The 26981-nt window shown below is 65.0% G+C and carries 24 protein-coding genes and 1 riboswitch; of the genes, 15 read left to right on the top strand and 9 right to left on the bottom strand.

Annotated elements, in window-relative coordinates; translation table 11 throughout:
- Positions 1-11 precede the first annotated feature (11 nt).
- Complete coding sequence (locus J3S28_RS06090) at positions 12-803, top strand: DUF4333 domain-containing protein (protein ID WP_207838796.1); 792 nt, start codon at positions 12-14, stop codon at positions 801-803.
- A 32-nt stretch (positions 804-835) separates the two neighbouring features.
- Here J3S28_RS06090 and J3S28_RS06085 read toward each other — a convergent pair whose 3' ends face one another.
- The gene (locus J3S28_RS06085; RefSeq protein WP_207839527.1) at positions 836-1765 is read right to left on the bottom strand and encodes a 5'-3' exonuclease; all 930 of its coding nucleotides are present in this window, start codon (positions 1763-1765) and stop codon (positions 836-838) included.
- A gap of 58 nt (positions 1766-1823) precedes the next feature.
- The gene (locus J3S28_RS06080; protein ID WP_207838793.1) at positions 1824-2879 is read right to left on the bottom strand and encodes an alpha/beta fold hydrolase; all 1056 of its coding nucleotides are present in this window, start codon (positions 2877-2879) and stop codon (positions 1824-1826) included.
- Between the two features lie 149 nt (positions 2880-3028).
- Between J3S28_RS06080 and J3S28_RS06075 the strand changes: the two genes are divergently transcribed.
- Complete coding sequence (locus J3S28_RS06075; RefSeq protein ID WP_207838791.1) at positions 3029-4147, top strand: M24 family metallopeptidase; 1119 nt, start codon at positions 3029-3031, stop codon at positions 4145-4147.
- Between the two features lie 110 nt (positions 4148-4257).
- Here the strand turns inward: J3S28_RS06075 and J3S28_RS06070 are convergent, their stop codons facing one another.
- On the bottom strand, positions 4258-4668 hold the full coding sequence (locus J3S28_RS06070) for a TIGR03618 family F420-dependent PPOX class oxidoreductase (protein WP_207838790.1): 411 nt from the start codon (positions 4666-4668) through the stop codon (positions 4258-4260).
- A 121-nt stretch (positions 4669-4789) separates the two neighbouring features.
- Between J3S28_RS06070 and J3S28_RS06065 the strand changes: the two genes are divergently transcribed.
- The 5 genes from J3S28_RS06065 to J3S28_RS06045 are packed head-to-tail and all read left to right on the top strand — an operon-like array spanning position 4790 to position 10332.
- Positions 4790-6808: a TerD family protein gene (locus tag J3S28_RS06065; RefSeq protein WP_237341217.1), complete on the top strand. Its 2019-nt coding sequence runs from the start codon at positions 4790-4792 to the stop codon at positions 6806-6808.
- A gap of 38 nt (positions 6809-6846) precedes the next feature.
- Positions 6847-7605 (top strand): decaprenylphospho-beta-D-erythro-pentofuranosid-2-ulose 2-reductase, encoded by a 759-nt coding sequence (gene dprE2, locus J3S28_RS06060; protein WP_207838784.1) that lies wholly within the window; start codon positions 6847-6849, stop codon positions 7603-7605.
- The gene (cbiE, locus tag J3S28_RS06055) at positions 7602-8813 is read left to right on the top strand and encodes a precorrin-6y C5,15-methyltransferase (decarboxylating) subunit CbiE (RefSeq protein WP_207838782.1); all 1212 of its coding nucleotides are present in this window, start codon (positions 7602-7604) and stop codon (positions 8811-8813) included. Before dprE2 ends, cbiE begins: the two co-directional genes overlap by 4 nt.
- Positions 8810-9577 (top strand): precorrin-4 C(11)-methyltransferase, encoded by a 768-nt coding sequence (cobM, locus tag J3S28_RS06050; RefSeq protein WP_207839526.1) that lies wholly within the window; start codon positions 8810-8812, stop codon positions 9575-9577. The genes cbiE and cobM overlap by 4 nt, the downstream gene beginning before the upstream one ends.
- Positions 9574-10332 (top strand): cobalt-precorrin-6A reductase, encoded by a 759-nt coding sequence (locus J3S28_RS06045; protein ID WP_207838779.1) that lies wholly within the window; start codon positions 9574-9576, stop codon positions 10330-10332. Before cobM ends, J3S28_RS06045 begins: the two co-directional genes overlap by 4 nt.
- On the opposite strand, the gene J3S28_RS06040 is transcribed toward J3S28_RS06045, so the two are convergent.
- The 3 genes from J3S28_RS06040 to J3S28_RS06030 are packed head-to-tail and all read right to left on the bottom strand — an operon-like array spanning position 10305 to position 13590.
- Positions 10305-11810 (bottom strand): precorrin-2 C(20)-methyltransferase, encoded by a 1506-nt coding sequence (locus J3S28_RS06040; protein ID WP_207838776.1) that lies wholly within the window; start codon positions 11808-11810, stop codon positions 10305-10307. The genes J3S28_RS06045 and J3S28_RS06040 overlap by 28 nt on opposite strands.
- 7 nt (positions 11811-11817) lie before the next feature.
- Entirely contained in the window at positions 11818-12441 is a 624-nt protein-coding gene (locus J3S28_RS06035; protein WP_207839524.1) for a precorrin-8X methylmutase, read from the bottom strand.
- Between the two features lie 24 nt (positions 12442-12465).
- Positions 12466-13590, bottom strand: a complete 1125-nt coding sequence (locus J3S28_RS06030) for a ferredoxin-like domain-containing protein (RefSeq protein WP_207838774.1) — start codon at positions 13588-13590, stop codon at positions 12466-12468.
- A gap of 87 nt (positions 13591-13677) precedes the next feature.
- A riboswitch (cobalamin riboswitch) is annotated at positions 13678-13805 on the top strand.
- Between the two features lie 39 nt (positions 13806-13844).
- Here J3S28_RS06030 and cobN point away from each other — a divergent pair.
- The 7 genes from cobN (at position 13845) to J3S28_RS05995 (ending at position 24378) form a co-directional block, all read left to right on the top strand.
- Complete coding sequence (gene cobN / locus J3S28_RS06025) at positions 13845-17444, top strand: cobaltochelatase subunit CobN (RefSeq protein WP_207838772.1); 3600 nt, start codon at positions 13845-13847, stop codon at positions 17442-17444.
- Between the two features lie 81 nt (positions 17445-17525).
- The gene (locus J3S28_RS06020) at positions 17526-18719 is read left to right on the top strand and encodes an IS30 family transposase (RefSeq protein ID WP_207838770.1); all 1194 of its coding nucleotides are present in this window, start codon (positions 17526-17528) and stop codon (positions 18717-18719) included.
- 275 nt (positions 18720-18994) lie between these two features.
- Entirely contained in the window at positions 18995-19519 is a 525-nt protein-coding gene (locus J3S28_RS06015; protein ID WP_207838768.1) for an FxsA family protein, read from the top strand.
- Between the two features lie 61 nt (positions 19520-19580).
- Positions 19581-21191, top strand: coding sequence for an amidohydrolase (locus tag J3S28_RS06010; protein ID WP_207838766.1), 1611 nt, complete (start codon positions 19581-19583; stop codon positions 21189-21191).
- Between the two features lie 74 nt (positions 21192-21265).
- Positions 21266-22825: an apolipoprotein N-acyltransferase gene (gene lnt, locus J3S28_RS06005; RefSeq protein WP_237341212.1), complete on the top strand. Its 1560-nt coding sequence runs from the start codon at positions 21266-21268 to the stop codon at positions 22823-22825.
- On the top strand, positions 22809-23609 hold the full coding sequence (locus tag J3S28_RS06000) for a polyprenol monophosphomannose synthase (protein WP_237341130.1): 801 nt from the start codon (positions 22809-22811) through the stop codon (positions 23607-23609). Before lnt ends, J3S28_RS06000 begins: the two co-directional genes overlap by 17 nt.
- Before the next feature lie 10 nt (positions 23610-23619).
- Positions 23620-24378 (top strand): pirin family protein, encoded by a 759-nt coding sequence (locus J3S28_RS05995; RefSeq protein ID WP_207838763.1) that lies wholly within the window; start codon positions 23620-23622, stop codon positions 24376-24378.
- A gap of 59 nt (positions 24379-24437) precedes the next feature.
- On the opposite strand, the gene J3S28_RS05990 is transcribed toward J3S28_RS05995, so the two are convergent.
- Positions 24438-24782, bottom strand: coding sequence for an RNA polymerase-binding protein RbpA (locus tag J3S28_RS05990; protein WP_084834877.1), 345 nt, complete (start codon positions 24780-24782; stop codon positions 24438-24440).
- Positions 24783-24969: 187 nt separating this feature from the next.
- Between J3S28_RS05990 and J3S28_RS05985 the strand changes: the two genes are divergently transcribed.
- The gene (locus J3S28_RS05985) at positions 24970-25317 is read left to right on the top strand and encodes a hypothetical protein (RefSeq protein WP_207838761.1); all 348 of its coding nucleotides are present in this window, start codon (positions 24970-24972) and stop codon (positions 25315-25317) included.
- A 4-nt stretch (positions 25318-25321) separates the two neighbouring features.
- Here J3S28_RS05985 and J3S28_RS05980 read toward each other — a convergent pair whose 3' ends face one another.
- Together J3S28_RS05980 and J3S28_RS05975 are read right to left on the bottom strand one after the other, a co-directional pair.
- Complete coding sequence (locus J3S28_RS05980; protein WP_207838759.1) at positions 25322-25693, bottom strand: hypothetical protein; 372 nt, start codon at positions 25691-25693, stop codon at positions 25322-25324.
- Positions 25665-26960, bottom strand: coding sequence for a TerD family protein (locus tag J3S28_RS05975; protein ID WP_207838757.1), 1296 nt, complete (start codon positions 26958-26960; stop codon positions 25665-25667). Before J3S28_RS05975 ends, J3S28_RS05980 begins: the two co-directional genes overlap by 29 nt.
- Between the last annotated feature and the right edge of the window lie 21 nt (positions 26961-26981).

Here is a 26981-nt window from a genome sequence, read left to right as displayed (position 1 = left end):
GGAGGGACAACATGAGCGGGCCACACGACCCCAACAATCCGGGCAGCACGGGGGCGCCTGATGCGTGGCAGCAGGGCGGTCAGCAGCCTGATCAGTGGAGTCAGACCCAGTATCGGCCTCCTACGCCCGGCGAACAACAGCCACAGGGGCAGGGACCGCAAGGCCAACCGCCGCAACAGGGTTGGGGCGGACAGGCACCGCAGCAGGGCGCTCCGTACCCGCAGCAGCCTCCCGGGGGCAGCTACGGTCAGCCGGGTCACTACGGCCAGCAGCCGGGTCAGCCCGGGCAATACGGTCAGCAACCGGGCCAGTATGGTCAGCCCGCGGGGCAACAATTCGGTGCACCCCAGAACGCGCCGAACCAGTACGGGCAGCCGGGTCAGTACGGCCAGCCGGGCCAAGCCGGCCAGTACGGACAGCCCGGACAGTTCGGTCAGGGCGGTCCCGACCAGTTCGCGAACATGGCGCCGCCGAAGTCGAAGAAGAACCTGCCGCTGTTCGTGGGAGCGGGCGTCGTTGCGCTGATTGCGGTCGTACTCCTCGTCACCGCGTTCTTGGCGCCGGGGTTCGCGGTCACAAAAGTCCTGAGCCAGGATGCGGCTCAAGAAGGTGTCAAGACGGTCCTCGAGACCGACTATCAGGCGAAAGATGTGCAGAACGTACAGTGCCCGAAAGACAAGGAAATCAAGAAGGGCGACACCTTCACCTGTACCGCGACCGTCGCAGGCGCCAATCAGCAGGTGAAGATCACGTTCCTCGACGATGACGGCAAGTACGAGGTAGGGCAACCCACCGCAGCGTGATCGAGCAGCGGGATCGGTGTGCTTTTCGCTGGTCAGCCGACCTGCCAGCCGAGCGCCTTACTGAGCCGGCCCACCGACGAGCCTATTCCGAGTTCTTCGATGAGGTCGGCGAGGGCGGCGGGATCCGCCGGTTCGGAAGGCAGATGATCGTCGCCCAGTCCGACGATGTCGGCATCGGTCCGTACGAAGACGACCGTGCGCGCCGCGCTGAGATAGTCCGCGCCCTCGGCGAGTGACCTGCGTTGCCGGGTCGACACTCGCTTGTCGGCGGCCGAAGCGGCGCGCTGCAGCTCATCGAGGTTGCCGAACTGGTGCAACAGCTTTGAGGCGGTCTTCTCTCCGATACCGGCCACTCCGGGCAGCCCATCAGAGGGATCACCGCGCATTATCGCCATCTCGGCGTACGCGGATCCGGGATTGTCGGTGGGGAGGTCATATCGTTCGGCGACCTCGGCCGGGCCATACATCTCGGCTTTGGCGAGTCCGCGCCCGACGTACAACACCCGCACCGGCACGGGATCGTCGGCGACCACTTGCAGCAGATCTCGATCTCCACTGACCACGATGACCGGGTCGGTGCCTTCGCTGTCGGCGAGCGTGCCGAGGACGTCGTCCGCCTCGCAGCCCTCCGCTCCGGCGGTCGCAATACCGGCGGCGGCAAGGACTCTCATGATCATGTCCACCTGGGGCGTCAGGGTGTCCGGAACTTCTTCCGACCCGTCCGTGGCTTCTTCGGCCACTCGGTGCGCCTTGTAGGACGGGATGAGGTCGGTGCGGAACGCCGGCCGCCAGTCGAGATCGAGGCACACCACGAGTCGGTGCGGATGCTCACGGGTCACCAGCGACGCGATCATGTCGACAAAGCCTCGCACGGCATTCACCGGCCGGCCGTCCGGTGCCGTCATCTTCTCGGGCAGGGCGTGAAACGCCCGGAACCACAGACTCGCACCGTCGAGCAACATCACCGGGGGGCTCATGCCTCAACCATGCCAGATCGGCCGTCGCACGAGGGGATCCGAGCTATGTGGCGCTTCGCTCGTCGTTTCCCAGCGCATCCAGTACCGCCAGCCGTGTTCCGCTGTTCCCGGTCAACGGTTTCTCGGAAGGTCCCTGCCGGAGTGCGGTTTTCACGTCATTTCGTGAGATGACCGCGGGGTTGGTGGCGGCCACGAAGGTGAAGAACAGTGCGAGGAATCGGTCCGGATCGTCACGGAATGGAAAGTGACCGGCGCCGTCGAAGATTTCCAGTTGAGATCCCGGCATCGCACTGTGCAGCATGTGGGCGTGGGCCACAGGTATCACCTGATCGTCCGAACCCCACACGATCAACGTCGGAATGCCCGCGCTGAGATAGCAGCGGTCCAGCATGGTCACGACTTGTCCGCGCCAGTCCACCGCTGAGCGGAGTGTGCGGGCAAAGACCTCAGCCGAGCCCTTCTCGGGCATGCGTTCGAGGACGCGCACGATCTCGTTGTTGTCGGTGAACAGGGCGGCAGGGATCAGGTTCTGCAAAGACTTGGCGGCGGTGGAGAACGTCGAGAACACCGCAGGAATCGACAGCAGGCCGAGAACGTATTCGGAGAACGGAAGTGACAATGCGCGCAGTGCGGGGTTCACGTCTTTGGTGACACCGCCGGTTCCCACGAGGACGAGGCGTTCGACGAGTTCGGGGTACTGATAGGCGAACTGTCCGGCAACTCCTCCGCCGAGCGAGTGTCCCACGACGGTCACTCGCTCGATGTCGAGGTACGTGAGCAGGTCCCGCATCCCGTTGGCAAAGGCCGAGACCGAATAGTCCGCGCGTGGCCGATCGGAGAAACCGTGACCCAGAAAGTCCGGCGCGATCACGGTGAACTTCTCGGTGAGCTGATCGAACAGCGGCTCCCATGCCAACGAGTTGTCGCCGATGCCATGCAAGAGCAGGACGGCGGGCCCGCTGCCAGCCATGCGATATGCGCGCTTGTACCCGTGCAGCGTGGCGAACTGCACCTGTGTGGCGTCACTCGGAACCGCGCGAAGACGGCGGGGCGTGCCTTCACGGTCCACGATGACCTCCTCGTTGTGTGTTTCACCCATCTTGGGGCCAAGCGGCGAACTTCGCCTGTTCAGCGGCCAAGGATTGGTCTCCTCACCAAGAACTCGGCGCGCCCCGACGCTTATCGTCGTTCGATGCTTCATGGACTGTTCACGATGCCACATTCAGTGCAGCCGTTAGCCTTGGGTGCATGGTGGAGCAGAGATTCTCGGCATCGGTGTACAGATCACGGCTCGAACGGGCGCAGACGCTGACCGCAGAAGCGGGGCTGACCGCGCTTTTCATCACACCGGGGCCCGATCTTCGCTACTTGACGGGTTCCCGCGCGGCCACGTTCGAGCGGCTGACCGCACTTGTGATCAACCCACACCGTGAGGCCCAGGTGATCGTGCCGCGACTCGAACTCGCAGCGCTACGGGAATCGGCCGTCGGCGAGCTCGGACTGCCGATTCACGATTGGGTCGACGGCCAGGATCCGTATGCTCTCGCCACAGCGGCCCTCGACGATGAGATCGGCCGATATGCGGTGTCGGATGTTGCGCCCGCCCTGCACACCGTCCCCTTGGCGGCCCGAATCGGATCCGGCCCGGAACTGGCCACCGCGGTGCTCCGAGAGCTGCGGATGGTCAAGGACCAAGCCGAGATCGACTCGCTTCGTGAGGCGGGTGCAGCCATCGACCGCGTGCACGCCCGGGTGGGCGAATGGCTCAAGGCCGGCCGTACCGAGAGCGAGGTCGCCGCTGACATCGAGGCGGCGATCGTCGCCGAGGGCCACACCGGGGCCGAGTTCATCATCGTGGGCTCCGGTCCCAACGGCGCCGATCCCCACCACGAGGTCTCCGATCGTGTGATCGAGGACGGTGACGTGGTCGTGGTCGATATCGGCGGACCCGTAGAACCGGGCTACAACTCCGACTGCACTCGAACCTATTGTGTGGGAACAGCTTCGAGTGCCGTCACCGAGCAATACGCGATCTTGCAACGAGCGCAGGCTGCCGCTGTCGCCGCAGTGCGGCCCGGGGTTCGCGCCGAGCAGATCGACGCTGCCGCCCGCGACATACTCGTCGACGCAGGACTCGGGGAGCAGTTCGTGCACCGAACCGGACATGGCATCGGACTGTCGGTGCACGAGGAGCCGTACATCGTGTCCGGCAATGACATCCCACTTGCCCCGGGCATGGCGTTCAGTATCGAGCCAGGAATTTACTTTCCGGGGAGCTGGGGCGCTCGCATCGAAGACATCGTCGTCGTCACCGAGGACGGCTGTGAACCGCTCAATCGGCAAACGCACGAGTTGAAGGTCGTCTGACCCCCCAACGATCACACGCTCCCGCTCGCAAAACTTGGTCCCGCTCGCCCTGTAGACCGAGCGGGACCAAGTTATGCGAGCGAAGTCGCACCCACGACGTGCACAGCCGACTAGTCGGTCTTGGTGAGTAAGCTCTGCGAGCCGAGGATGCGTGCGACCTTTATCTCGATGACCACTCGCCGCGGGTTGATCTTGGGCTGCCGGTACCGGAGGGCGTAGCGCCTGACGCCCTCGGCAATCGCGTCGGCGTCGCGTTTGACGGCTGCCGCGCCCTCCAATGTGAGCCACCGCGGTCCGTCCACCTGGAAAACTGCCGCGTATCCGGCGCGTTCGACGTTCTTGACCTTCTGGCTGCCCTCGAACGTGATCACTCGGACGATCTGCGCCTCGGAGTCGTAGGTGAACCCGACAGCAACGACGTGCGGCGTTCCCGCGGCTCGCACCGTGCTGAGGCTGCCGAGGTGACGGTCGGTGAGGAACTCGAGGGCCGCGGGGGTGAGGTCGTCTGCTGATTTGGCCATGTCATCGAGACTAGTGGCAGTCCTGACGCGCTCCACGTCTGAGTACCGTGTCATCTCTTCATACCAACGAAGCCTTTGTTGCCTGCGCAAACGGGTGCCTACGTGCGATAGTCGGCGCGTGATGGACCAGACCGTGGAAGCTCTCGAACTCGTTCGTGGGCAGAATCTTTCCCTCGAATCGATCAGTGGTGGTGACGAGCAGATCGTCGTCGGCGTCGTCAGCGAGTTTCCCTCAGAGAGTTCGGCTCGGCCCGACGTGAGCATCTTGCTCCTCGACAACGCCGGGAAGGTACGCACCAACGCTGATTTCGTCTTTTACAACCAGCGCGAGTCCGCGGGCGGTGCAGTACGTCTTGTGGAGCGAGCCCCGTCGCCGAACGATGCAACAGGATCGCCAGGTGAGGTACTTGTCGTCGATTTCGCCTCGTTGCCTGCAGATGTCGACCGAATCGTCGTCGGTGCGAGTCTCGATTCCGATGCCGAGCTGACGTTCGCGAACGCCGACCAGCTGGAGATCAGCCTGCTGGTTGCAGAATCGTTCTCGCCGAGCGTCGTATTCAAGGTCGCGGTGCAGGAACCGGTTTTGGCCCTGCTCTTCGGAGAGTTCTACCGGCGTGGCGAGGAGTGGAAGTTTCGTGCACTTGGCCAGGGGTATGAGGGCGGGCTTTCTTCGCTGGCACAGGAGTTCGGGGTCGACATAGACGATGAACAAACAACCACCGACAGTTCCGGGGTAGTCGCAGAGATCGGTCCAATAGCGGAAGAGATCGACGAACCGGCGGCATCTTCGGACCTCGACGGCCTCCAATCTGTCGACATAGAACCGATCGCTGATCCAGCTCCCATGACCATCAAGAAGGTCGTGCGGCCACCCAGGCTGCCTGAGTGGTCTTTGCGAAACGATCTGAACGACGAGGCCGAGTGGGATCGGGCGCGGGTGTTCTCGGTGTCCGCGATCGGGAGTGGTGACGAGCGCGAGCGGCGCGCCGTGTCGGCACTGCTGTCGGTGATGAACGGGGTGCGGGAGTTCGGCCGAGAACTTGTCCGGCGAAGCAGTGGGCCGGCCGGCACGATCGAGACCTTCATCGAGCCCGAGTTCGAATGGAACGAGAAGAAGTATCGACCCGACGGCCTGATCCGAGTCACCCGTGGAGTGAAGCAATGGACTGCGCTCGTCGAAGCAAAATCGTCAACGGCGAAGCTCGAGGACGGTCAGGTGGAGGTCTACGTCGACATCGCGCGGAAGCTCGGTTTCGACGCTGTGATCACGGTGAGCAACCAGCTGTTGGGTGCTCACGATCAACGTCCGGTCACCATTGACAAGCGCAAATTGAAGAAGGTCTCACTACATCACCTGTCCTGGGATGAGATCCGTTCTGTTGCGATACAGATGTCGATGCACCGACAGGTCCAGGATTCGACACAGAGTTGGGTGCTGCGGGAGTTCGTCCGATACCTGCAGCATCCAAAGTCCGGGCTACACGGCTTCACCGACATGGGACCGCAATGGGTCCAGGTCCGAGAAGCTGTGAAGACCCGAACACTGAATGTCGACAACAAGGGGGCCATCGAGGTCTGCAACCTGTTCGACCAGCTCGTTCGCCACATCGGCCATGACTTGTCTTGTCTGTTGAGTACCGATGTCCGCCCGATCTTCCCGCGTAATCGGCCTGACAGCACAAGCCGCATCCAGCAGCTCGCCGACTCCGGGATGATGTTCGGATCCCTCCGCGTACCCGGGGCGACCGGACCGCTGACTCTCGCCGTCGATCTGCGATCTGACACAGTCGAATGCTCGACTCTCGTCGACGCGCCTCGTGAGGGTCGGCCCGTGACGCGAGTGAACTGGATCGTCAAACAGATGCCTGACGCCCACGTCGATACCCTCGTCGAGGCGGTGCTTCCGGGTAGGGCTTCTGCAAACGTAGGAGCACTGTTGGGCCAGCTACGTGAGTCGCCCGATGCGCTGGTCCCGGCCGATGGCAAATTGCCCAAGCAGTTCAAGATCACTCGCGGCCACACGCTTTCTCGCAATCGCGGAAACGTCGTCATCTCGGCCAACAAACTGGTCGAGGAGTTCTACCGAAACGTCGTGCAGGTTCTGCGCTCACCGAAGCCGGCGAAGCCCGCCAAGGGCTGACCGGAGACCGCCGGTTGCCCGTTTGGGATACTCACGGGGTGAGCAATGGTCAGGTAGTGGTCCTGTTCGGTGGACGCAGCGAGATCGGGATCGAGGTCGCTGCGCGGATCGCCGCTGGTGCCACGGTCGTGCTGGCGGCTCGACGCCCCGATCACCTCGAGGAACAGCGCGAACGCCTGACGAGCGAAAATGCCGCGGCGGTTCACACGGTGGAGTTCGACGCGAACAACACTGAGCAGCACAGCGCGCTGATCGAACAGATCATCGCCGAGCACGGCCGCATCGACGTCGCGATCGTCGCCTTCGGGATCCTGGGCGATCAGGCCCGCGCCGAGACCGATGTGACGCACGCGCTGCAAATAGCCCATACCGATTACCTCGCGCAGATCAGCGTGCTGACCCCACTCGCAGCCGCCATGCGCGCTGCGGGACACGGCAACCTCATAGTGTTCTCGTCTGTAGCAGGTGTGCGGGTCCGCCGCGCCAACTATGTCTACGGTTCGACGAAAGCGGGCCTTGACGGGTTCGCCAGCGGTTTGTCGGATGCCCTGCACGGCAGCGGAGTTCACTTACTGCTTGTGCGCTCGGGGTTCGTAATCGGGAACATGACGCGGGACATGATGGCGGCCGGTGTCAAACCGGCACCGATGTCGAGCACAGCGCCGCAGGTGGCAGACGCCGTGGTCGCAGCGATGAACAAGAGAAAAGGTGTTGTTTGGGTCCCGGGCAGGCTACGGCCTGTCTTCTTCGTCATGCGACTTCTCCCGCAGGCGATCTGGCGCCGGTTGCCGCGATGAGCGACCACCGCTACATCGTGGTCGGCATGGGTGCAGATGGGTGGGATGGGCTGACGCTGGCCTCCCAGCGCGAGTTACAAGACGCCACAGTCGTGTACGGATCGCCGCGACAACTCGGTCTTCTCGATCCGATCGATGCGGAGCTGCGACCCTGGACCTCGCCGATGTCAGAGCATCTTGCGACTGTTCTCGGAGACCCGCAGTCATCCCCGGTTCACATCCTCGCGTCGGGTGATCCGATGTTTCACGGCGTGGGCGCCAGCATCGTCAAAGCAGTTGGTGCGGAGAATGTTCGGATTCTCCCAGCCGTGTCCAGTGTGAGTCACGCCGCAGCGAGGCTCGGATGGGACCTGGCCACCACCCGAATCTGTAGCGTCGTCGATCGACCGCTGAGTTCGATTCTCACCAGTGTCAGCGACAACGTGCAGCTCCTGGTACTCAGCCGCGATGAGACGACCCCCGGAGATCTGGCGAAGCTGCTGACCGCTCACGGTTTCGGCTGGTCGCACCTGACCGTGCTCGAACAATTGGGGGGCCCTGCCGAACGCAGGTACGGCGGGATTGCACGAGCGTGGCGGCACGCGGCCGGCGACCGGCTCAATCTCGTCGCGGTCCAGTGCGTAGGACCCGCGGTCAGCGCGCAGGCAGGTCTTCCCGACACCGATTTCAGTAACGACGGGCAGATGACGAAGCAGGCAATTCGCGCCCTGACGGTCACCGCGCTGCGTCCCGCTGCGCGTCAACTGTTGTGGGATGTCGGCGCAGGCGCGGGAAGCATCGCGATCGAGTGGCTGCGGACTGATCCCTCGTGCAGTGCAATAGCGTTCGAGTCCGACGGCGCTCGGCGCGATCGGATCGGCCACAACGCCTCTGAACTCGGTGTCGCGCAGGGGTTGACGGTACTCGAGTCCGCGCCGGAGCACTTCGGACACGCGCCCGACCCCGATGCGATCTTCATCGGCGGGGGCGTGACCACTGCGGGAATCCTGGAGGGTTGCTGGGACGCGCTGCTCGAAGGTGGCCGCATCGTCGTCAACGCTGTGACCATCGAATCTGAAGCGCTGCTGGTCGATTGGCACTCAGCGGTCGGCGGCACGCTTCGTCGTTTTCAGGTTGATCATGCCGAACCACTCGGGTCGATGACCGCGTGGCGACCGACTCTGCCGGTCACGCAGTGGATAGCCGACAAGCCGGTGGCAACACCATGACGGTCTACTTCCTAGGGGCCGGACCTGGTGCAGCAGACCTCATCACCCTGCGCGGCGCCCGCGTTTTGTCGCAATGCGGCACCTGCCTCTACGCCGGATCGCTGGTGCCGGAGGAGATGCTCGAGCACTGCCCACCCGGTGCGAACCTCATCAACACCGCAAAGATGCCGCTGACGACCATCATCGACCACATCAGCGACGCGCATCGGGCGGGCCATGATGTCGCCAGGCTGCACTCCGGTGACCCGGCCTTGTACTCCGCTGTCGCGGAGCAGATCCGGCACCTCCGGAAACTCGGCATCGACTATGAGATCGTCCCCGGTGTACCTGCTTTCGCGGCGGCGGCCGCAGCGCTCAAGCAGGAGCTGACGGTCCCAGGGGTGGGGCAGTCCCTGCTGATCACGCGGGTATCGACCCTGTCGACGGATATGCCTGACGGTGAACAACTCGACGAGCTCGCGCGTTCGGGGGTCACGATGGCCCTTCACCTGGCCGCCCATCAGAGTGAGCAGATCGTCGAGGCGCTCGTACCTCACTACGGCGCGCAGTGCCCAGTCGCGGTGGTCGCCTTCGCCAGCCGCGAGAACGAACAGGTTGTGCGCTGTCGCCTGGAGGAACTGCCGGAACGCCTGGTTACCGACAACATCGTGCGCACCGCGGTCATCTTCGTTGGCGAAGTACTCGCGGCGGACCAGTTCCCCGACAGCTACCTGTACTCGGCCGCTCGGATGACAAAACTCCGCGACGACTCCCGGCGCCCGTGAACGGCCGTCGGGTCCTGATCCTCGGAGGTACGGCCGAGGCCAGGTCTCTCGCGACGCTTCTCCACGACGCCGGAATCGACTCTGTCTCTTCTCTGGCGGGAAGGGTGAAGAATCCCGCGCTGCCTGTGGGTGAGGTTCGGGTCGGTGGTTTCGGCGGCGTCGACGGGCTCGTCTCGTGGCTTCGATCGAACGAGTGCACCGCCGTTGTCGACGCCACTCATCCGTTCGCCCGAGTGATCTCAGCGAACGCTGCCCAGGCGGCCGCTGTCGTCGAACTACCGCTGCTGACCTTGCGCAGAGCTGCGTGGAAGGCTCGACCCGGTGACACCTGGATCGAGGTCGACGACATGGGTGCCGCCGCGCGCGCCGTCGCCGAGATGGCAGCCGTGCGGGACGATCTGCGGGTCTTCCTGACCACGGGACGACAAGACGTCGACGCCTTCAACGCCGTCGATGATGCGTGGTTCCTGATTCGGCTCGTGGACCCACCCGAGCGTGAGGGGCCCCGACACAGCACCACGATCCGAAGCAGGGGTCCCTACACACTCGATGGTGAACTCGCCCTGATGCGCGACCACGGTATCGACGTCATCGTGACGAAGAACAGCGGCGGCCGGTTGGTGAGGGCCAAACTCGATGCCGCGCGGGAGTTGTCGCTGCCGGTGATCATGGTGCGTAGGCCATCCACCCCCGCTGGGCCGCGCGTTCACACCGCGGCCGAGGCCGCTCACTGGGTGGCGGGGCTTGCCGAGTAGCGACGATTCGTGAACACTGCCTGTCCGCCCACCCGGTCGACGACGGTGGTGGTGGTGGACCCGATGATCAGGAGTGTCCGCATGTCGACGCTTGCCGGATCCAGGTCGGAGACCGTGGTGATCACCAGAGACTGTTCGGGTCCGCCGACGTCGCGTCCGAGTATCACCGGGGTTGCGCCTGCAATCTGCTGCAGCAGGATGTCTTTCAACTCGGCGACCTGCCAGGTTCGGCTGGCCGACCCCGGATTGTAGATGGCCAGCACGAGGTCGGCGCGTAGTGCCGCCCGGACCCGATCGGCCACGACATCCCAGCTCTTGAGGCGATCCGACAAGGAGATCACCGCGTAATCGTGGCCGAGGGGAGCGCCGGCCAGACTCGCGACGGCGTTGGCGGCCGTCACTCCGGGCACCACGCGAACGGGCACCTCACGCCACTGGTCGTCGGCGGCTTCTTCGATGACAGCGGCCGCCATGGCAAAGACGCCGGGATCCCCCGAGGACACCACCACGACCCGTGCACCGCCCTTGGCGAGATCGAGTGCCATGCAGGCTCGTTCGGACTCGACCTTGTTGTCGCTGGCGTGCAGTCGTTGGCCGGCACGCGGCGTGATCCGGTTCAGGTACGTCTTGTAGCCGACCAGGTCGGTGGCCTGGGCCAGTTCGGTACGCACCTCAGGGGTCGTCCACCGATCTGCACCGGGTCCGAGGCCGACCACGACGACCTGGCCGGAATCGTGACTCGACTCGGAGATCAGTGGATTGTTCAGCTCGCCGGGTATGACGATCATCGAAAAATACGGAACCGTCGAGGCGTCCACGTCGGCGACGGGAATCACCTTTTGTGTCGGCGTCGAAGCCCGCTCGACATACCAGGCCTGCTCGAGGCGGCCCGCTTCGGTCAGTGCAGCAACGACATCGGGGAAGGTTCGGCCGAGCTTCATGATGGCCACGGCGTCACTGTCGCGCAGTCGGCGGACCAGTTCGTCCTTGGGAAGGGTGCCGGGTAGGACGGTGAGCGTTTCGTCCGCCTCGACCAGAGGCAGACCGGTGGCGGCCGACGATGCACTCACAGAGGTCACTCCGGGGATGATCTCGGTGTCGAAATCGGTGACCAGGCGTTTGTGCATGTGCATGTACGAGCTGTAGAAGAGGGGATCGCCTTCGGCGAGCAGAGCGACACTTCGTCCTGCCGAAAGATGCTGTGCCAGAGTCTGTGCCGCGGAGGTGTAGAAGTCTGCGAGTGCGCCTCGGTAGCCGCCGGGGTGGTCGGTGCTCTCCGTGGTGACCGGATACATCAGCTTTTCTTCGATCTGACCGCTGCGCAGGTACGGTGCCGCGACGGACCGGGCGATGGACCTGCCGTGCCTGGCGCAGTGATACGCGACGACGTCGACCTCGCCGATCACTCTGGCGGCCTTGACGGTCACGAGTTCGCTGTCCCCGGGGCCCAGGCCCACACCCCATAGTTTGCCGGTCATGGTCTCTCTATTCCGCCGTCGAAGCGAGCGCGTTGACAGCTGCCGCGGTGATGGCCGAACCTCCGCGCCGGCCGAGCACGGTGAGGTACTCGAGGTCGGTGCGATCGGCGAGGGCCTGGCACGATTCGGCTGCTCCGATGAAGCCAACTGGTGCGCCGACCACCGCCGCGGGACGTGGCCCGCCCGCGTCGATGAGCTCGAGGAGAGCGAACAGCGCGGTGGGTGCATTGCCTATCGCGACCACTGCTCCCTCCAGGACTGGTCGCCAAAGCTCTATGGCCGCAGCCGTTCTCGTGGTGTCCAATTCGGCCGCGAGATCGGGAGTCCGAGGATCTCGGAGCATGCACAGGACGTCGTTGTCGGCAGGCAGTCGCTTCCGGGTGACTCCGGAGGCAACCATGTTGGCGTCGCAGAGAATCGGGGCGCCGGCCTCGAGGGCTCCGCGTGCGGCAGTGACCACCCGGTCACTGGCCCGGACGTCGGCGGTCAGGTCAACCTGACCGCAGGCATGGATCATCCGGACGACGACGCGCGACAAATCATCGTCGAAACCGCCGAGGTCTGCCTCGGAGCGGATCGTGGCGAAGGACTGGCGGTAGATCTCCGCGCCGTCTCGAATATAGGAATACATGGTGTTTGCCACGATAGAGGTCGCTCAGATCTGCTGACGTACGTACCCGTCGTCGGTGGCCTCGACGCGGGTGTGGCCTCCGTGGGGTGACCCACACCCACGTTCGCAGCCAACCCAGTGCTCGCGAGAGGTGAGCTCGACGTCGGGTGCGCTGAGCATCAACTGCAGGTCCCCGCGGACGTCAGCGCGGGACTTGTCGCATCCGGGGGAGCCGGCACACGCGCTGACCCGGGTCCATGGTGAGTTCGCGTCGAAGATGAGTCCCATGGGGGCGAGCACCCGTAAGACGGTGTCGGCCATCCCTTCCGAGAGGTCGACGATGACGATCTCTTTGCGCGGGGTGAAGTAGATGTCCCGTTCGATCGCCGCGAGGAACTCGGCGATGCGCGCCGACATGCGGCCGTGCGCCACGACCGCACCGAGGGCGACGAGTCCATCGTCCTGGTCGAGCCACCCGACCAGGGGTTCCGTGGGCGGAAACGGCAAGTGGTGCGGGGGCGCGTGGGCGAGCGATTCGAGCAGGTCATTGATCGCAGGATGACCGGCCAGGTCCTCGATCCGCCACTCGTCCGTGCGGTCGACCAAGAACGCATCTGCCACCGCCAACAGCGTCTGTGCTGCCTGGTCGACGGTGGTGACGCGGCCGGTGGGAACCCCACCCACCACGATTTCCAGGGTGTCGCCGTCGATGGCCAGCACCCCGGCGTCGGGCGCTTCGCCCACGATGTCGCCGCGGCCGTCATCGACACCGAACAGAAAACGGCCAGGCAGGTGGGCGAGCCCGGGATCGGCGCGAAGTCCGACGTCCAGGTCACCGAGAATCGGCCGTGCGTCGAGAAGTCCGCCGCGCCGCCCGGTGAGCGCCGACAGCTGCAGGTTGCGCACTCGCTCGTGGCTCGGGGTCGGGATCAAGCCGGCGTCGGCGATCAGCTCGGCGGCACCGTCAAGGTCCGAGATGCCTCTGAGCTGCAGATTGCCGCGGGAGGTGAGCTCGAGATGGGCATCCCCGAACCCATCGGCCACTCCGACGAGGGCCTGTAATTGGGACGGAGAGATGAGTCCGCCGGGTAGCCGGATCCGCGCGAGATGACCATCTGCGGCGGGGTGTGCAGAAAACACCCCTGGGCAGCGGTCAGCTGGTCGGCTCATGGGTTCAACGGTACTGCTTCCGCCCGCCTTCACCCTCCGATGGTGTGTCCTTCTGGCGAACGAAAGCCCAGGTGGGGTTCGCCACAAGACCCCACCATCGGGGACGATAGTCTGATCATTACCTGCGATAGGGAAGCCGGTGCGATTCCGGCGCGGTCGCGCCACTGTGTCGGGGAGACCCGAAGTCAGACCCCTGTCGTTCCATCGCCACACAACCCGTCGGGCGCGAATCCCCGGCAAGGAGGTTCCACCCCGTGATCTTGCTGCTGTCCACCTCGGACACCGATCTGCTGACGGCCAAGGCATGTGGCGCGGACTATCGGCTCGCCAATCCGTCGCGGCTGCTGATCGACGAAGACCTCCCGGAGCTCCTTGCCGACATCGATCTGGTGGTCGTACGGATCCTGGGCGGCCGACAGATCTGGGAAAAGGGCCTCGAGGCCGTGCTGGCTGCGGGGCTGCCGACGGTGGTGCTCTCCGGCGAACAGCTTCCGGACCCGGACCTGATGTCGATGTCGACCGTCGCGCCGGGTGTCGCCGCGGACGCTCACAACTACTTGGCCCAAGGCGGCCCGGACAACCTCACGAACCTGCACGCGTTCCTCTCCGACACCGTCCTGCTCACCGGCCACGGTTTCGGCGAACCGGTCGCGACGGCGCAGTGGGGATTGCTCGAACGTCCGGACACGACACCGGCGTCGGGCCCGACCATTGCGGTTCTCTACTACCGGGCGCAGCACCTGGCCGGGAACACCGCGTACATCCACGCACTGTCCGACGCGATCGAACGGAAGGGCGGCCGGGCTCTGCCCATCTTCTGTGCATCACTGCGCACCGCACCCGACGATCTGCTCGAACAACTCGGTGCGGCAGATGCCCTGGTGGTCACCGTGCTCGCGGCCGGAGGAGCGACGCCCGCGACCGCCTCGGCCGGTGGCGACGACGACAGCTGGAACATCGAGCAGCTCGCCCGCCTGGACATACCGATCTTGCAGGGTCTGTGCCTGACGTCGTCGCGAGAGAACTGGGCCTCGAACGACGACGGGATGTCCCCGCTCGACGTTGCCACCCAGGTTGCCGTGCCCGAGTTCGACGGCCGGATCATCACGGTGCCGTTCTCGTTCAAGGAAATCGGCGACGACGGGCTGCCCTGGTACCGGCCCGACCACGAGCGCTGCGACCGCGTCGCCGGGATCGCCGTCCGTCACGGCGCATTGCGTCACATCGCTCCAGCTGAGCGACGTATAGCCATCATGCTGTCGGCGTATCCGACGAAGCACTCGCGGATCGGGAACGCCGTGGGCCTCGACACCCCACAGAGTTTGCTCCGACTTCTCGAAGCGATGCGTGTGGCCGGCTACGACATCGGGCCGGAATCGGGCGACGGTTCGGTCCCGGGACTGTCGGAGAACGACTCGGACAAGCTGATCCACACCCTGATCGCCGCAGGCGGTCAGGACCCGGACTGGTTGACCGAGGAGTCATTGGCAGCCAACCCGATTCGCCTGTCTGCGGCCGATTACCGCGAATGGTTCGCCACCCTTCCCGACGATTTGCGGGAAGGGATGACCACACACTGGGGTGAGGCACCTGGCGAGCTGTTCGTCGATCGTTCGGTCAACCCCGAGGGCGACATCGTGATTGCCGCGATGCAATTCGGCAATACCCTGCTGATGGTGCAGCCGCCCCGCGGCTTCGGCGAGAACCCGGTCGCGATCTACCACGATCCGGATCTGCCGCCGAGCCATCACTATCTGGCGTGTTACCGCTGGGTCGCCGCTCAGAACGGCTTCGCTGCCGACGCCGTCGTCCACGTGGGCAAACACGGCAACCTCGAGTGGCTGCCCGGCAAGACACTCGGGATGTCCGCGTCGTGCGGCACCGACGCAGCCCTCGGCGATCTGCCCATGATCTACCCGTTTCTCGTCAACGACCCCGGCGAGGGCACCCAGGCCAAACGGCGCGCGCACGCCACTCTGGTCGATCACCTGATCCCACCCATGGCTCGCGCCGAGAGCTACGGCGACATCGCGCGATTGGAGCAGCTGCTCGACGAGCACGCGAACATCTCTGCGCTCGACCCGAGCAAACTGCCTGCCATCCGCCAGCAGATCTGGACGCTGCTACAGGCCGCCAAGATGGATCACGACCTCGGACTCTCGGAGCGGCCGGAGGAAGACGTCTTCGACGACATGTTGCTGCACGTCGACGGCTGGCTGTGCGAGATCAAGGATGTGCAGATCCGCGACGGGCTGCACATCCTCGGACAACCGCCGGCCGACGACGTCGAGGTCGATCTCGTCCTCGCGATGCTCCGGGCACGACAGTTGTGGGGCGGCAAGCAGAGTCTGCCGGGACTTCGGGAAGCTCTCGGCCTCGTCGAGGACGGCACTGCGGGCCGTACCGCGACCGATGACATCGAAACCGTTGCGCGCGAGCTCGTCGCCGCGTGCGCGAAGGGAAACTGGGACACCGACACGATCACCCGGGTCGCGGCCGACCACCCCGATGACGTTCACCAGATCCTCGAGTTCGCCGGCACGGAGATCGTGCCCCGTCTTCGACAGACGGATCAGGAAGTCCCTCGGATCCTGCACGCGCTGAACGGTGGTTTCATCCCGGCCGGGCCGAGTGGTTCGCCGCTACGTGGCCTCATCAACGTGCTACCGACGGGACGCAACTTCTATTCGGTCGACCCCAAGGCCGTGCCGTCGAAACTGGCCTGGGAGACCGGCCGTGCGATGGCGGACTCCTTGCTGGCGCGATATCTGACCGACCACGGGGTGTACCCGCGATCGGTGGGTCTGTCGGTGTGGGGGACCAGCGCGATGCGGACCTCTGGCGACGACATCGCCGAAGTCCTTGCGTTGCTGGGCGTGATGCCGATCTGGGACGAGGCGTCTCGCCGCGTGACGAAGCTCGACCTGATCGATCTCGCAGAATTGGGTCGACCGCGTATCGATGTCACGGTCCGTATCTCGGGTTTCTTTCGCGACGCGTTCCCTCACGTGGTCACCATCCTCGACGACGCCGTGCGGATGGTCGCAGCCCTCGATGAGCCCGACGAATCCAATTACGTTGCCGCCCACGCCCGTGCCGACATCGCCGAACACGGCGACACCGATCGCGCGACCACCCGGATCTTCGGTTCCAAACCCGGGACCTATGGCGCCGGCCTGCTGCAACTGATCGACTCCAAGGACTGGCGCAGCGACGCCGACCTCGCGGAGGTGTACACCGCATGGGGCGGTTATGCGTATGGTCGGGGTCGAGACGGAGTCGCGGCGGTCGAAGACATGCGCTCGGCCTATCGCCGGATTGCGGTGGCAGCCAAGAACACCGACACCCGTGAGCACGACATCGCCGATTCCGACGACTACTTCCAGTATCACGGCGGCATGGTCGCCACGGTGCGTGCGCTGACCGGTCAGGACCCCGAGGCATACATCGGGGACAGCACCAGCCCGGACAACGTCCGTACCCGGACGCTGTCGGAGGAGACCACCCGCGTCTTCCGCGCCCGCGTGGTCAACCCGAGGTGGATCTCGGCGATGCAACGCCACGGATACAAGGGCGCGTTCGAGATGGCGGCGACCGTCGACTACCTGTTCGGCTACGATGCGACCACGAACGTCATGGCCGACTGGATGTACGAGCAACTGACCGAGTCCTACGTGCTCGATCAGGCGAACAACGACTTCATGACGAAGTCGAATCCTTGGGCGCTCCACGGAATCGCCGAACGGCTCCTCGAGGCCGCGCAACGAGAGATGTGGGCTGCCCCGCCTCCGGAGATGCTCGACGAACTCCGCCGTGTCTTCCTGGAGACCGAAGGCGATATCGAAGGCGACTGACCCGATGTTGATGGGTTCTGGCGAGCGTGACCTGCGGCAAATTCATACGGTCAACGCAACACTGACTGCTTGGAGGTTGCGATGGGTAGACGTCCGTTTGATATTGCTATTCGATTTGGGTTCTTCGATCTGCTCTGCACGGGGTCGACGAAGGATTTTGCGGCTCGGGTGATGGGCGTGTCGAACAGCACTGCCGACCGCTGGTGGGCGAATGCTGGCGGCATGACACTGATGAAGGGCGGAGTAGGCGGCCTGGCGGTTGTGGTCGACGACGATGGCACTGAGCAGCGAGGGCATCGACTGGGGTTGGGCGAGCGGATCGAGATCCAGTCGGCACTGCAGCGCGATCTGGGCGTCACTGAGATCGCAATGCTCATAGGTCGGCCGCGGACGACGGTGTGGCGTGAGATCGGCCGCAACTCCAACGCCGACGGCACCTATCACGCGCTGATGGCGCACCAGCGATCCAAGGTCAATGCGTTGCGGCCTAAAGCATTCAAGCTCGATGGCCACCCCGAACAGCAGATGATGGAAGACTCATTTGACGACGGGTGGAGTCCCAGGGTTGTGTCGCATTCGCTCAAGGTTCAGTTCCCCAACGACAGGGCGCATCAAATTAGCTACGAGACGCTGTACAACACGTTGTACGTCCAGTCGCGTGGGTCGCTGCGGGCGGACCTGTACAAGACTCTGTCCACCAGTAGGCCGGCGCGTAAGTCGCGAATCAGCGCGAGTCGACAGGGAAAAATCTACGACAAAGCCCTCAAGATCGTTGACCGCCCGGATGTGAAAGATCGTAAGGTCCCGGGGCATTGGGAAGGTGACCTGATCATGGGGTCCGGTGGCACAGCGATCGGGACGTTGGTCGAACGAACCTCCCGGGTCGTGATCTTGCTGCACCTGCCGGGCAATCACCAAGCCGATACCGTTGCTGGCGCAATGATCACAGCGATGGGAGACTTGCCCGCCCACATACGGCGATCCATTACCTGGGATCGCGGCACCGAGCTCGCTGCCTACGACCGGATTCAGCTCGAACTCCAAGCGCCTGTGTACTTTTGCGATCCACACTCACCGTGGCAGCGCGGTAGCAACGAGAACACCAACCGGCTGCTGCGCCACTGGTTCGCCAAAGGCAGCGACCTGAGCGTGCACACCGCAGCCGACGTCGCCCGCGTCGCTGCGACCCTCAACAGACGGCCGAGGGAAACCCTGGAGTGGAAAACTCCGGCCCAAGCCCTGACCGAACTACTTGCCGTACACGCCGCCGCCTAAGTAAATCCATACCCCGTCCCTGCCCCCGAACCGGAAGCAAGAGCAACTACCCCAAGCCCCTCCACAGGCGACGCGGGTCGATTGCCCACGCCGCCAGCCGGTGAGTCCTCCAGGCCCGTCAAGAAGTCACGGCTAAGACCAGCTCGTTGCGTTGACCACTTGACTTTGCCTGCGGAAACGCTCGCCAGAACCCACCATTTTCGGGGGGCGGGAGAAAATCGGACGTCCCGTGCGTTGACCGGGTGTACGCACAGCCGATAGTCGGGATGGTTCTCATGAAGTTCGCGCTCTTCCTCCTCTACGTGGCAATCGAAATCGCCGCCTTCGTGGGACTCTGCTACGCCATCGGCTTCGGATGGACCCTGCTGCTCGGACTGGCAACGGTGATCGGCGGGTTCTGGCTCCTGCGCCGACAAGGCGCCAAAGTGTTTCGCAACCTGCGGGAAGCGGGTGAGAAGGCCGCTGCCGGCCAGCCGGCCGGGCCGGCAGAATCCGCGGCGCCCGTTGCCGACACTGCGCTGCTCGCCGCAGCGACCATCGCCATGATCATTCCTGGCCTGGTCAGCACAGCGGTTGGAATCCTTCTGTTGCTCAAGCCGATCCGCCTGCTCCTTCGTCCTGTTGTCATCGCGCTCGGCACACGCAAGGTGGTCGGAACGATGGAGACCTACGCGCGGTACGGCCGGGGAATGGCGGGCGTCACCGTCGTCGAGGGACAGGTTGTCGACACCACGGGGTACGGCCCGACCGCGTACGACGCCACCCGTCCGCAGTTGCGTAAGCCACAGACCGACCGCTGACTCCATCGGTTCGCGGCCCTGGCCACACCGAGTCGGCGCCTGACAGGCAGACTGGACCGTCGTGGACAGTCAACTGCTGATCGGCGGGCACATCTACTCGCCGGTGGCCCCCGATGCAACCGCCATGGCGATAGAAAACGGTGTGGTGGTTTGGGTCGGATCCGACCAGGTCGGCCGCACGCTGCATCCGAAGGCCCAGATCATCGACCTCGGTGGTGCACTGGTCGCGCCGGCGTTTGTCGACTCGCACGTGCACCTCACTTCGACCGGCCTCGCGATCCGTGGTCTCGATCTCAGCGAAGCGGTCAGCCGCGAAGACTGCCTCGAGCAGATCCGCCGATACGTCACCGAGAACACTGATACCGACCTCATCTGGGGTCTGGGCTGGGACGAGTCGAACTGGCCCGACCTGACCTGCCCGACGACCGCGGAGATCGACGCGGTGGTCGGTTACCGGCCGGTCTATCTGGCCCGGATCGACGAACACAGCGCAGTTGCCTCGACCGCTCTGCGTTCGCGCGCCGACGGCCTGATCGGCGCTCAGGGTTACGATGAACAAGGTCCTCTGACGGCCGACGCCCATCACCGCGTGCGCGGCGCCGCCCGCCTGCTGCTGTCGCAGACCGGCCGGTACCGAGCCCAGCAGTCGGCCCTCGACGACGCTGCCTCACACGGTATTGTCGCCGTCCACGAAAACGGTGGCCCCGACATCAGTGGGCTCGACGACTTCCTCTTGCTCGCGGATCTCGACCATGCGGTGCAGATCCGGCGATATTGGGGCGCGCCGGTCGCTGACGCAGAGCAGGCGACATCGCTGCTCGCCGCGACCCGCGCCCATGCTCTCGGCGGGGACCTGTTCATCGATGGAGCGATCGGCTCGCACACTGCGCTGCTGCGCGAGCCCTACACCGACGCCCACACCAGCGGGGTCTGCTACCTCGACGGCCACACCGTCACCCGGCACATCCGGGCGTGCACCGAGGCCGGCATCCAGAGCGGCTTCCACGTCATCGGAGATGGTGCCACCGATGTCCTGGTCGAGGCCTTCACCACGGTGGCTGCCGAACTCGGCGCCCCTGCCCTCGCGCGCATGGGTCACCGGATCGAACACGCAGAGATGATCACTGCCGAGCAGGCGGCCATTCTGGCGTCGTGCGGCGTCATCGCCAGCATGCAGCCACTGTTCGATGCGCTGTGGGGTGGCCCCGGGCAGCTCTATGAACAGCGACTCGGGCTACCGCGGGGACGCTCACTCAACAATTTCGCGCAACTCGCAAGGGCCGGGGTCGGATTGGCTTTCAGTTCTGATGCCCCGGTGACATCGATGCGCCCGTGGGAGGCGATCGCCGCTGCTGCACACCACAACAACCCCACAAGTGCGATCTCGGTGCGGGCGGCTTTCGCGGCAGCCACGCGCGGGGCCTGGCGCGCCGGGGGAGAGCGGGATGGCGTCGCCGGAACGCTGGTCCCAGGTGCTCCCGCCGACTACGCCGTGTGGGAGGTCGACGAACTCGTGGTCGAGGGATCGGCTGATCCGGCCGTGGCACGGTGGTCCACCGATCCGCGTTCTCGGGTACCCGCCTTGCCGGATCTCCGACCGGGCACGCGGTTGCCCGAGTGTGTCCGGACGGTGCGAGCCGGTACGCCGATCTACGATCGGGCAGGTTTGTGACGGCCGTGACCACCGCGGCGGGTAACGCCGGATTCCGCGAGAGGGTCGGGTTCTTCGGAACCCGGGAGTTCCTCTTGCGGACCGCAGGCAGCGTGGCAGGCGGCCTACTGATGTGGGCTGCGTTCCCGCCTCGGAACCTCTGGTTCCTGGGCATCGTGTCGCTGGCGTTCCTCGCCGGCTCGCTCAGCGGCGTCGTCCGCTTCCGTGAAGGTTTCTGGTACGGCTTCGTCTACGGGCTGGCGTTCTTCCTGCCACTGCTCCCGTGGATCGGCGTCTACGTGGGACCGTTACCGTGGGTGGCGCTCGCCATCGTGCTGTCGTTGTACACCGGATTGTTCGGGGTCCTGGCGGTGCGGACGACCACCTTGCCGCTCGGTCCGCTCTGGTTCGCGATCACCTGGGTTGCAGTCGAATGGGCCCGGTCATCGTTTCCCTTCGGCGGTTTCCCGTGGGGAAGGGTGGCATTCGGGCAGATCGGTGGCCCGATGCTCTCGCTGGCTTCGATCGGTGGAGCGCCGCTGGTGTCGTTCGGGGTCGCGCTGACCGGTGCCGCGCTTGCGGCGCTCGCAGGTGCTCTCGCCCGTGCGCCGCGCCGCTGGCAGGCGGTGATCGCGGCGACCGCGCTGGCGCTGCTCGCGCCGGTGGTCGCGGCGGCGCTCTGGCCCTCCGTAGACGGCCGCAACACCTCGGGCGAGGTGATCACAGTTGCCGCGATCCAGGGCAATGTGCCCCGGCTCGGTCTCGACTTCAACTCACAGCGCCGTGCTGTACTCGACAATCACGTCCGCGAGACAATGCGGCTTGCCGAAGCCGTCAAGGCAGGGGACTCGCCCCAACCCGACATCGTGTTGTGGCCGGAGAACGCCTCCGACATCGATCCGACCGCGAACTCCGATGCTGCGGCCGAGATCACGGCCGCATCGATCGCCATCGACGCCCCGATCATGGTGGGTACTCTTGTGCGAAATCCAGACGGACGACCGACCAACACCGTGCTCGTCTGGGACGGGCGGTTGGCGGCAGACGGACAGCAGATCCGCGGTCGATACGACAAGCACATCATCCAGCCGTTCGGTGAATACTTGCCGTGGCGAAGCTTTTTCACGCACTTTTCTTCCTACGCGGAGCAGGCGGGGAACTTCAAGGCGGGCACGGGCCCCGGGGTGGTCGACGTCGACGTTGCGAACGGGCGACAGGTGACGGTCGGGGTGTCGACCTGCTGGGAGATCGCGTTCGACCGCTCGGCCCGTGGGGCCGTGAAATCCGGCGCCGAGTTCTTGTCGGTACCCACCAACAACGCCACCTTCGGCCGCACGCAGATGACCTACCAACAGCTCGCCATGTCTCAGCTCCGTGCGGTCGAGCACGGTCGCGCGGTGGTGGTCTCGGCAACGAGTGGTGTCAGCTCGATCATCGCCCCTGACGGTCACAGCATGTCGCGGAGCGGGTTCTTCGAGCCCGCAGCTCTGGTGAACACCATCCCGCTGAACACCGAGCAGACGATCGCCACCACAATCGGTCCGTGGCCGGAGAGATTGGCCGTACTCTTGGGAATCTGCGCTTTTTTGTACCTGTTGGCGCCAGGCGTTAGGTTCAGGGGATGGTCAAAGGAGGAGCATGGTGACGGGGCCTGAGGACAACCCGCGTGGTACGCGGGCCGTGGTGGGGGCTGACGGGGCCGGCACTTTGGTGATCATCCCGACGTTCAACGAGATCGAGAACCTGCCGTTGATCGTCAAACGGGTGCACGCGGCGCAGCCCGCCGTTCACATTCTCGTGGTCGACGACAGCAGTCCGGACGGCACCGGCGAACTCGCCGATCAACTGGCCGAGACCGATGGTGCAGGCCGCGTCCATGTGATGCATCGGACCGTCAAGAATGGACTAGGCGCCGCGTACATCGAAGGTTTCCAGTGGGGTTTGGCGCGTGACTACGCGGTGCTCGTCGAGATGGACGCCGACGGCAGCCACGCACCTGAGGAGCTGCACCGTCTGCTCGACCGCCTCAACGAAGGCGCTGACCTGGTGATCGGCTCCCGGTATGTGCCGGGGGGCACGGTGGTGAACTGGCCTCGCCGCCGGGAGATCCTGTCCAGGGGCGGCAACGTCTACTCCCGGCTCGCGCTCGGCGTGTCGGTGAAAGACATCACCGGCGGGTTCCGGGCCTACCGTCGTGAGGTGCTCGAAACCCTCGACCTCAGTGCCATCGAATCGCACGGATACTGTTTTCAGGTCGACCTCGGCTGGCGGGTGATCCAAGCCGGGTTCGACGTGGCCGAGGTGCCCATCACCTTCACCGAGCGCGAGCTCGGCGAATCGAAGATGAGCGGCAGTATCGTCCGTGAGGCCGCATTCAAGGTTCCCCGCTGGGGGTTGAGCCACCGCCTCGGCAAGTTGCGGAATACGAAGCGCGCCTGAAGGCTCGACGATGACGCAAGCAGACGTCAGGGTGATCCTCGCAAGCGATCGAGAACACTGGCGCAGCGAATGGCTGGACTCCCGCCAGTCGTTCCTGGCCACAGGGAACTTCGACCTTGCAGCAGGCGCACACGGGATGTTGATGGTGCACAACGATGACATCGTCGACGCGGGCGAGGGCTTCGACACCCACCAGCACCACAGTGTCGAGATTGTCACGTGGGTACTCGAGGGCACCCTGGTCCACCAGGACTCGCTGGGACACTCGGGATTGATCTACCCGGGACTCGCGCAACGGATGAGCGCGGGGAGTCGCATCATGCACTCGGAGAAAAATGGCGCCCTGCGACGCGACGGCACACCACTTCGCGTGGTGCAGATGTGGCTTCCACCCGACACCGCCGGCGGCAGGTCGAGCTACGAGGAACTCGATGTGGAGACAGAACTACGCGACGGCTCGTTGGTCACCGTTGCCTCCGGCATGAAGAGGGACCGGAACACCGCCGCGATCGGCATCGGGAACAGTCATGCCGCGCTCCATGTCGCGCGCCTTCAGCCCGGCCAATCCGTGACGATCCCGGATGCCCCCTACGGCCACGTTTTCGTGGCCCGGGGAATGGTTGTCCTCGAGGACACCGGCGACCTGCGCGAGGGTGACGCGGTCCGTATGACGGCTACCGGCGGGCATCGCGTCACTGCAACGACGCAGTCGGAACTTCTGATCTGGGAGATGCTCCGCGGGTTCGGGATCCACAACAAAACGCCGTAGCACCCTCGGGTGCTACGGCGACTGTCGCCTGTACGTCGACCCCACCGGGTCGTGGAGACCTAGCTGGAGGTGCCGCGGCGGCGCGCTTTGAGCAGGTCGAGACGCTCGGTCAGCAATACCTCGAGCTCATCTTCGCTTCGCCGTTCGAGCAGCATGTCCCAGTGCGTCCGCGGTGGCTTGACCTTCTTCTCCTCAGGCTCTGCGCCTTCGAGAATCGTGCCTTCCATACCGTTCTTACAGGGCCACGTGGACGGGATCTCGGCGTCGTCCGCAAACGGGACGTCGAAGATCTCACCGTTGTCGGTGCGGTACTGCACGATGCGGCGCGGTGCGAGGTCATGATCGCGATCGGTCTCGTAGCTCACCGCTCCGAGGCGGCTGCCGCGTAGAACTCGATCTGCCATAACTTCTATCCTCTCGTTGGATTACCAATCCATCTTACGCGCGTCTGGAGACTGTTGGCTGCGGGCGGCGCCGCGGCCGCCGACTTTTGCGGCGCGACCGGCGGATCCGAGCGCCGAAGGCAATGAACAACCGGTGTTCGGCCCTGTTGACGCCGATGCCCGTGGACGCCGAGTACCGTCAACGGGTATGGAGCAGGAGACCGCCCCTCGCCGCAATCGGGCGCGTAACTCGTGTGCGTGGTGCGGTCGCGAGATCGTGGAGTCCGACATCGGACGTCGCCGCAAGTACTGCAAACAGTCATGCCGTCAACGAGCCTACGAACAGCGGAGCCTGGTTGCCGGCTCGTCCATCCCTGCCGACGCAGTGGTGTTGAGCGCCGGTGAGGCCGACGACCTCATCGAACGGCTGTTCCGGCTGAGATGTGCTGCAGAGGACATCGCCACCGCGGTCGACGAAAACGCGGGCAAGAACGAATTGGCAAGTCTGGGTGCGGAACTCGTCGCCCTGGCGAAGGAGGCCGAACGATGGCGATAGGGCGTCAGGTATTCGGGTTGGCACCTGACCGAGGCTGATCACTGCTCAGCGTGGCAACGATCCGTCTGGCCTGTACGCCGGTCGGATCAATGCGCTCGGCCGCCACCGACCACGGCAGACCGACCCACGGGTCATGGGCGCGGGCCTCCTCGGTCACCGGGATCATCATCGTCCGATCCGCGATCGTGGTCACGAGGGGGTCGCTGTCGTTGTCGTCGAGGGATCCGGCGAACACGAACGCCCAGCCGAGATCGCTTCCTCGGTCTGCCAATCGCAGCAGCCTCGCCATCGCCCCGACGTCCCACCCGTACGGCAAGTCGGCAATGACCACCACACGGGTGTCGATGTCATCGACCTCGCCTGCCTGCAGCGCCATCTGCGTGAGGTCGATCGACGACTCCAGCACCGACAGTCGGTCGGCGACGGACTCCGGCGCAGTGACCGCGGGTGCGGTGAGCACCGGCAACAGCATTTCCGTCATCGGTGCCAACGATCCCGTCAGATCGAACACGTCGATCAGCACCGTTCCGCCCTCGGAGGTCCTCCGCGTTCCGGGGAAGGGCACCCGGGCGGGCGACCACGAGTCGCAACACCAACGAAGTCACAACGGATAGCACCGGGTCGCCGGTGTCGAGCACCCACAGCGGTCGAGTGATAGGTGTCGGCACACAGAACGGAAGCCGCAGATCGCCGCGTTCGGGGGCGAACAACTCGCCGATGCGCAGACCACCCGCAGAAGGCGAGCCGGCGCGGTTCCAGGCGGGCGACTTCCACGACGCCATCGCCGGCGGTAACTGTGGATCCAATGCAGCCAACTCGGCCATCAACACTGCCGAGTCGGCGTCGAAACGATTCCTGGCCGACGTCACGAGGTCGTCGCACCGCTGCTGCGCGGCGGCTCGTGCGCGGTCGGCGGCAGGCGAGTTGCGTTGTGCAGGATCCGCCAGCAGGTCACCGAGTTCTCTGTCTAGCCGGTCCATCGCGAACCCCTCGGCCTGGACGTACCCGGCGGCCGACCTGGCCGCGTCCTCGAACACGACGTGGGCACGCGCGACGGCCGCGCCGTAGTCGGATCCCAGGGTGACCAGCGCCGGCGGCAGGGAACTGTCGCCGTACTGCGGCGCGACCGGTTGCGGGTCGGCGGGCGCCCGAGGCGGCACGTCCGGAGCATCATCGACCTCGACGCCGTGCGCGGTGAGCAGCGCTGCGAGTCCGCCTTCGTAGCCCTGCCCGAGGGCGCGCACTCGCCACCGTCCGGACCGCTGATAGAGCTCGAAGCACAGCAGCGCCGTCTCATCGTGCAGCGGGCGCAACGGAAAGGAGTACCGGGAGTTGTCCGGCGCGCCGTCGAGCTGGGCGGTGAGGCCCGGCGCCAAGCCCACGTCGGCATCGGTGCTCACCGCACACAGCACGATCGCGTCAAGGGGCAACGACCCCAGATCCACCACGATGCGGTGGCCCTCGAGCCGTACCCCGGCCGTCTGAGGCTGGTTGTAGAAGACGACGCCGTCCGAATCGCTCGTCCGCAGATCCGGACCGACCACCAACCCGACCAGATCGGCCTCACCGACGCCACCGGTCACCGAGAACACCAACGTCGATGCCGCCACCGGCACGTTCTGGCCGGGAACCAACTCGTTCATGACGCGAATGTATTCATTCGG

It is taken from the genome of Williamsia soli (genome assembly GCF_017377795.1).
GTDB classification, from domain to species: domain Bacteria; phylum Actinomycetota; class Actinomycetes; order Mycobacteriales; family Mycobacteriaceae; genus Williamsia; species Williamsia soli.
The sequence above is the reverse complement of the archived record's forward strand: the minus strand, read 5'-3'. Positions and strand labels throughout refer to the sequence as shown.

Coding starts and splice junctions, on each gene's coding strand:
- J3S28_RS06020 (WP_207838770.1), top strand. CDS start 17,526: ATGGGTAGACGTCCGTTTGATATTGCTATTCGATTTGGGTTCTTCGAT.
- J3S28_RS05975 (WP_207838757.1), bottom strand. CDS start 26,960: ATGAACGAGTTGGTTCCCGGCCAGAACGTGCCGGTGGCGGCATCGACG.
- J3S28_RS06075 (WP_207838791.1), top strand. CDS start 3,029: ATGGTGGAGCAGAGATTCTCGGCATCGGTGTACAGATCACGGCTCGAA.
- cbiE (WP_207838782.1), top strand. CDS start 7,602: ATGAGCGACCACCGCTACATCGTGGTCGGCATGGGTGCAGATGGGTGG.
- J3S28_RS06000 (WP_237341130.1), top strand. CDS start 22,809: ATGGTGACGGGGCCTGAGGACAACCCGCGTGGTACGCGGGCCGTGGTG.
- J3S28_RS05995 (WP_207838763.1), top strand. CDS start 23,620: ATGACGCAAGCAGACGTCAGGGTGATCCTCGCAAGCGATCGAGAACAC.
- J3S28_RS06015 (WP_207838768.1), top strand. CDS start 18,995: ATGAAGTTCGCGCTCTTCCTCCTCTACGTGGCAATCGAAATCGCCGCC.
- J3S28_RS06040 (WP_207838776.1), bottom strand. CDS start 11,810: ATGACCGGCAAACTATGGGGTGTGGGCCTGGGCCCCGGGGACAGCGAA.
- J3S28_RS06085 (WP_207839527.1), bottom strand. CDS start 1,765: ATGTTGCTCGACGGTGCGAGTCTGTGGTTCCGGGCGTTTCACGCCCTG.
- cobM (WP_207839526.1), top strand. CDS start 8,810: ATGACGGTCTACTTCCTAGGGGCCGGACCTGGTGCAGCAGACCTCATC.
- J3S28_RS06070 (WP_207838790.1), bottom strand. CDS start 4,668: ATGGCCAAATCAGCAGACGACCTCACCCCCGCGGCCCTCGAGTTCCTC.
- J3S28_RS05990 (WP_084834877.1), bottom strand. CDS start 24,782: ATGGCAGATCGAGTTCTACGCGGCAGCCGCCTCGGAGCGGTGAGCTAC.
- J3S28_RS06030 (WP_207838774.1), bottom strand. CDS start 13,590: ATGAGCCGACCAGCTGACCGCTGCCCAGGGGTGTTTTCTGCACACCCC.
- J3S28_RS05980 (WP_207838759.1), bottom strand. CDS start 25,693: ATGGCGCTGCAGGCAGGCGAGGTCGATGACATCGACACCCGTGTGGTG.
- J3S28_RS06065 (WP_237341217.1), top strand. CDS start 4,790: ATGGACCAGACCGTGGAAGCTCTCGAACTCGTTCGTGGGCAGAATCTT.
- J3S28_RS05985 (WP_207838761.1), top strand. CDS start 24,970: ATGGAGCAGGAGACCGCCCCTCGCCGCAATCGGGCGCGTAACTCGTGT.
- J3S28_RS06090 (WP_207838796.1), top strand. CDS start 12: ATGAGCGGGCCACACGACCCCAACAATCCGGGCAGCACGGGGGCGCCT.
- J3S28_RS06080 (WP_207838793.1), bottom strand. CDS start 2,879: ATGGGTGAAACACACAACGAGGAGGTCATCGTGGACCGTGAAGGCACG.
- J3S28_RS06035 (WP_207839524.1), bottom strand. CDS start 12,441: ATGTATTCCTATATTCGAGACGGCGCGGAGATCTACCGCCAGTCCTTC.